The organism is Candidatus Methylomirabilis sp. (assembly GCA_036000645.1).
GTDB lineage: Bacteria > Methylomirabilota > Methylomirabilia > Methylomirabilales > JACPAU01 > JACPAU01.
The window spans coordinates 1-5,053 of the sequence record DASYVA010000084.1 but is presented as its reverse complement, the minus strand read 5'-3'; the positions used below and the strand labels follow the sequence as shown (position 1 = coordinate 5,053).

The following is a 5,053-nucleotide window of genomic DNA, read 5'->3' as shown; positions in this document are numbered from 1 at the left end:
CCACCTTCACCCTGGCCGCGGGGTGGGCCGGGACGCTTTCGACCCTGTTTCCGCTGTACGGGGCCCGCGCCCTCGGCCTCTCCGCCGATGCGATCGGCCAGGCCGTCGGCCTCGCCTTCCTGGCCGACATCCTGGGGCTGACCGTCGCGGGGTGGGCGGCCGACCGCCTCGGCCGCCTCGCGGTTCTCCTCCCGGCCCTGGGTTGCCTCGCCCTGGGAAGCGCCCTCGTACCGTTGACCAGCGGCGCCCCGGGCTACCTCCTGGCCGGCCTCCTCCTGGGGGTCGCCTTCGCCGCCTGGATGATGCCGCCCCTGCTTCTCGCGGATCGGCTGCCGGGGGGTCTGACCGGCCGCCGGCTGGGCTGGTATCGGTTCGTCGTGGACGCGGGGTTCGTGGCGGGCCCCGTCGGGCTCACGGCCGTCGCGGAGGCCGCGGGTTTCCGCGCGGCAGGGCTGGCAGGGGCACTGCTGGCTGGGGCGGCGCTCCTCTTTACCGCGTCAGGAGGGGGGCAGCCTCAGCGGGAGGGAGAGCCGCCCCGCGAGACCGACGGGCCCACCGGAGGCTAGAAGACGCTCCCGTTTTCCGAGGGGGTGGGGACGGGCGAAGCCGTGCGGGGATCGGGGAGGGGAGAGGCCGGCGTGACGGGAACCGGGTGCTCCCGGGCCGCCCGGGGGAAGCCATAGTGCAGGAGGGTCCGGGCCGCCAGCTCCCGCTGGTACCGGTTCCGGGCTTTCAGGATCACCACCAGCAGGTAGCGGTCCTCGTGCCGGGCGGTCGCGACGAGACCGAAGCCGGCCTCCCGGGTCCAGGCCGTCTTGACGCACTCAATCGCGAAGGCCCGCTCCAGCAGGCCGAGGGATCGGTTGCGGCTGATGCGCCGGTGGTGGAAGCTCCGGCGCGAGAGGAAGTCCAGGGCGAGGGGGTAGTCCTCGAAGAGCCGAATAGCGAGGGCAGCCATGTCCCACGCGCTGCTCCGCTGGTCGGGGGAGGGGAGGCCGTGGGGGTTGGTGAAGTGTGTCTCGGTCAGGCCCAGCTCCCAGGCCCGGTGGTTCATCCGGGCAACGAAGTCCTCCTCCGTGCCCGCCAGATACTCGGCGACGGCCACGCTGGCGTCGTTGGCCGAGATGACCGTCATCGCCTCGAGGAGCGTTGCGAGGGGGACATGCTCGCCCGCCCGGAGCGGCACGCGGGAGGAGCGGGTCCGGGCGGCCCGGGGGCTGACCGGCACCTCGTCCTCCAGGTTCACCCGGCCCGCGGCCACATCCTCGAGGGCCAGGTAGAGCGTCATGAGCTTCGTGAGGCTGGCGGGGGCCAGGGCGCTCTCAGGGTTCTTGCTGAAGAGGACCTCCCCGCTGACCAGGTCCAGGACGAGGGCCGCTTCGGCCCGTAGATAGGGGGGCCGCTCCGCCACGCCGAGGGGGGCCGCCTCGCTCCCCGCCCCGAGGAGCAGCCCCGTCACCGCCGCCAGGCCGACCACGCGGGCCGCCCGGCGGCGCCCTTGACCCGCTTCGCTCACCTCGCTCACGCGTTCCCTCCGTTGCGCGCTAGGCGACCACGTCCTCGCCGCCATCCACCCCGATCGTGTTGCCGGTCACCCAGTGCGTCCCCGGTTGGCAGAGGACCGCAATGGCGCTGGCCACGTCGGCCGGCGTCGTGAGGCGGCGGTGCGGGTTCCCCTCCCGGGCGAGCTCGAGCATCTTCTCGTGGCCGGGGATCTTGCGCAGCGCCGGGGTGTCGGTCACCCCCGCGCGGATGGCGTTGGCCGTGATGCCGAGGGGGGCCAGCTCCAGGGCGAGCTGCCGGATGTGGGACTCCAGCGCCGCCTTGGCCGCCGAGACCGCCCCGTAGGTCGGGAAGACCCGGGTCCCGCCCGAGGAGGTCATGGCGAAGATCTTCCCCCCCTGCCGCATCAGGCCCCGCGCGACCAGATCCTGCACCCAGTAGACGAGGCTGTGGGCCATCACGTCCAGCGTCATGTCCATCTGCGCCTGGGTCATGGCATCCTTGGCGTCGGGGGCGACGAAGGGCTTGAGCGTCCCGAAGGCGAGGGAGTGGAGGAGGACCCGGATGGCGCCCGGCTCGCCTCGCTCCGCCAAGGTCTTCTCCATGGTATCCAGCGCTTCCTTCCGCTGCTCGGGGTCGGAAGCGTTCATGTTGAAGAAAGCTGCCTGGCGCCCCGCCGCCCGGATCTCTCCCTGGATCCGCTCCACGTTGGGGAGGGTCGCCTTGCGGTCCAGGTGGACCCCGAAGATATCCATCCCGGCCCCGGCCAGCGCCAGGGCCGTCGCCTCGCCGAACCCGCTGCTCCCCCCGAGGATGAGGCCCCAGCCCGTGAGAGTCCGCTGCCCGGCCACGACTCCCCCTCCTCTGCACGCAACGCCTGATGGGATCGGAGAAAACTCCCGGATTCTACCCGAACGCCCCGGCCGAAATCAACCTGGAACCCGGCTGTCCGGGAAGGCGGTCGCAAGAAAGGCCCGGAAGGCCTCGAGGTACGGCTTGCCCCCCACCAGGTAGGTATCATTGTGGCTCGCCCCTGGGATGCGGTAAAAGGTCTTGGGCTCGGGCGCCGCCGCGAATACCTGCTCCCCCATGTCGAAGGGTACGATCTCGTCCGCATCCCCATGCAAGACCAGGACCGGGACGCGCACGCGGCGGACCGCCCCCAGCGTGTCATAGCGCGACCGGACGAGCCACCGGACCGGGAGGAACCAGTAGTGGTGGCGCGCCATGTCCAGGAGGCTGGTGAAGGGGGTCTCCAGGATGAGGGCGGCGGGCTGGACGCGGGCCGCCAGCTCGGCCGCCACCGCCGCCCCGAGGGAGCGGCCGAAGAGGACGATGGCGCGCGGATCCACATCGCGACGGGCCTGCAGGACACGCCAGGCCGCCTCGGCGTCCTGCAGGAGCCCCGCCTCCGACGGGCGGCCCTCGCTCAGGCCGTATCCCCGGTAGTCAAAGAGGAAGACGTTGATGCCGAGGGCGTCGTGGAAGAGGCGGAGGTTATGGACCCTGTGGCTGATGTTCCCGGCGTTGCCGTGGAGCCACAGGAGCGTCGCCCGGGCCCCCCGGGCGGGGACGAACCACCCGTGGAGCCGGGCGCCGTCCGCGGCCTGGAACCGGACCTCCTCGAAGGGGAGATCGTAGGTCGCCGGGGTCGCCTCGAGCTCCCCCATCGGGAAGTAGAGGAAGTGCCGCTCCACGCCGTCCTCGCACCCGGCCAGGAGTCCCAGGGCCCCCGCGAGAGCCACCGCCCGCCATCCCTCCATGCCTGCCCCCGGGCGACTATCGCAGAAGGGGCGCGCCTGACGCAAGCGGTGGTCCCTGGTTAGGTGGGTCGGGCCGTAGCGATAGTGGAGGGTGTGCGCTCACCAATCACCATCTGGTGCCTCAGGGGGGCATGGCTGCGCTTCTGGAACTCCCCTGCCAGGAACAGGTCTTGTGCTTGTCTACCCCCAGGCGCTTCATGTGGAGGCTGAACCTTGCCACCTCGGGCTGCTACTGGGTGCTTGGATTTCCCGCAGGTGCTACCTGAACCCCGCGCAAGCCAGCACGCTCGATTGCCCGCTGCACCAACCCCGACGCCTTGGCCTCTTCGATGAAGTCGCTGAAGTAGGCAAGCCGTCCAGCCTGGCCTTTAGGGACCACCATCGCTATGAAGGTGGCGTGGAAGCGGTCCTCCAGCACGCGAGAGCCGGGCAGTCGGGCCGAAGACTGGAGCAGCGCCGTGCGGGGGGCTGCCAACACGTCGGCATTTCCGGCGCGCAGTGCGTCGAGGGCGGCGCCTGGTGTCTCGACGCGTACCAGTTCAGCTCGCTTTAGCATGCGGCTCAAAACGAGGTCTCCGGCGTTATTGCGCGTGACCGCGATGCGCCCCCCGGGCTGGTCCGCGTCGGTGACGTTGCGGATTGAGGAGCCAGCCGGCACCAAATAGGTCCAGTCCTCCTGCAGATATGGGGGGGAGAAGTCTACCTGAGCGAGCCGAGAGGGGTCGATCCCTAGAAACCCCATGTCCCACGCGCCGTCCTTGAGACCTTCGAGGATCTTGCCAGGGCTCGAATATTCGACCGGCAGGACCTCAACCCCGAGGCGCGCTGCGAGTGCGCGAGCGAGGTCCATTGCCACCCCCCGTAACTCACCAGTCACCGGGTCCTTCGTGGCGAACGATGCAGCCAAGCCCAGCCCCACTCGAACCCTACCGGCCCGGACGAGGTCCGCGACCCGCGGGTCGGACACCTGTTGGGCATTTAGGATTTGCTCTCCGAGGACCCCCACCGCGATTCCAAGTGCCAAGGTCAGCGCCAACATCAGAGCTGTTCGTCTCATAGCTCCTCCTTTTGATCAGACGGTCTGCCTCAACGATATAGCTATGCTCATAGTCCACCCCGAGCCCGAGTCGGAGACGGTCGTTGAGCTCGAGCAAATGCCGTCCGGTCCCGCAGCCAACGTCAATCACCCGCATGCCTTCCGTGATCACGTCGTGAAGAAGGTCGTGTTCAGCGCGCAAGAAGGCTTGGATCTCGGGCGGCTGCGTGGCCGGATCCAAAGCCGGCTTCAGTAACCCCGCTGCGTAGACGTCGTCGTTCAACATGAGTGCTCCGGAAACATGATGCGCTGCCTAAGGCTGGGGTTGAGCGGGCGCCGAGGCGCGCAGCGACGAGGGAACCCAGCAGCCCCGTTGTTGGGCCCTCCACGGCAACCCCTGGTTATGTTTCCTTGCTGACAAGAGCATCCGCAATGCGCCGATCCGGCACCAGCCACATGAGGGCAACGATCACGTAGATGCCACCGCCAATCCAAGGTGACAGGAAAGAGGCAGCGACGGCGATGGCGTAAAGGAAGGCCGACAGCCTTCCCTTCCAGTCCTGACCCACGGCAACTTTCAGCAACGAGTCACGACCTTGTGATGCAATGATGGTATGCTGCAAGAGCAAGTAGGCGATCGCTGCCATGAAGAGCACGGCACCGTAGAGCGCCATGGGAGCGGCGGCGAACTGATTCTCCCCCATCCACCCGGTCGCGAATGGAAACAAAGAAAGCCAAAACAAAAGATGAA

At 68.9% G+C, this 5,053-nt stretch carries 6 protein-coding genes; 1 reads left to right on the top strand and 5 read right to left on the bottom strand.

Annotated features, from left to right (window positions below):
- On the top strand, window positions 1–566 hold a 566-nt coding region (locus VGT06_05005), incomplete at its 5' end, for an MFS transporter (GenBank protein ID HEV8662489.1).
- On the opposite strand, the gene VGT06_05000 is transcribed toward VGT06_05005, so the two are convergent.
- The 5 genes from VGT06_05000 to VGT06_04980 form a co-directional block, all read right to left on the bottom strand.
- Window positions 563–1,525, bottom strand: a complete 963-nt coding sequence (locus VGT06_05000; protein HEV8662488.1) for a D-alanyl-D-alanine carboxypeptidase family protein — start codon at window positions 1,523–1,525, stop codon at window positions 563–565. The two genes, VGT06_05005 and VGT06_05000, sit on opposite strands and share 4 nt — an antisense overlap.
- Before the next feature lie 19 nt (window positions 1,526–1,544).
- Window positions 1,545–2,354 carry an SDR family oxidoreductase gene (locus VGT06_04995; GenBank protein HEV8662487.1) on the bottom strand — a complete coding sequence of 270 codons (810 nt, stop codon included), beginning with the start codon at window positions 2,352–2,354 and terminating at the stop codon, window positions 1,545–1,547.
- A 78-nt stretch (window positions 2,355–2,432) separates the two neighbouring features.
- On the bottom strand, window positions 2,433–3,266 hold the full coding sequence (locus VGT06_04990; GenBank protein HEV8662486.1) for an alpha/beta hydrolase: 834 nt from the start codon (window positions 3,264–3,266) through the stop codon (window positions 2,433–2,435).
- Between the two features lie 229 nt (window positions 3,267–3,495).
- Window positions 3,496–4,305, bottom strand: a complete 810-nt coding sequence (locus tag VGT06_04985) for a transporter substrate-binding domain-containing protein (GenBank protein ID HEV8662485.1) — start codon at window positions 4,303–4,305, stop codon at window positions 3,496–3,498.
- 398 nt (window positions 4,306–4,703) lie between these two features.
- The coding region (locus tag VGT06_04980) for a hypothetical protein (GenBank protein ID HEV8662484.1) at window positions 4,704–5,053 on the bottom strand (350 nt) is incomplete at its 5' end.

Bases quoted from the DNA above. Each gene is read 5' to 3' on its own strand.
- VGT06_04990 (HEV8662486.1), bottom strand. From the start codon at position 3,266: ATGGAGGGATGGCGGGCGGTGGCTCTCGCGGGGGCCCTGGGACTCCTG.
- VGT06_04985 (HEV8662485.1), bottom strand. From the start codon at position 4,305: ATGTTGGCGCTGACCTTGGCACTTGGAATCGCGGTGGGGGTCCTCGGA.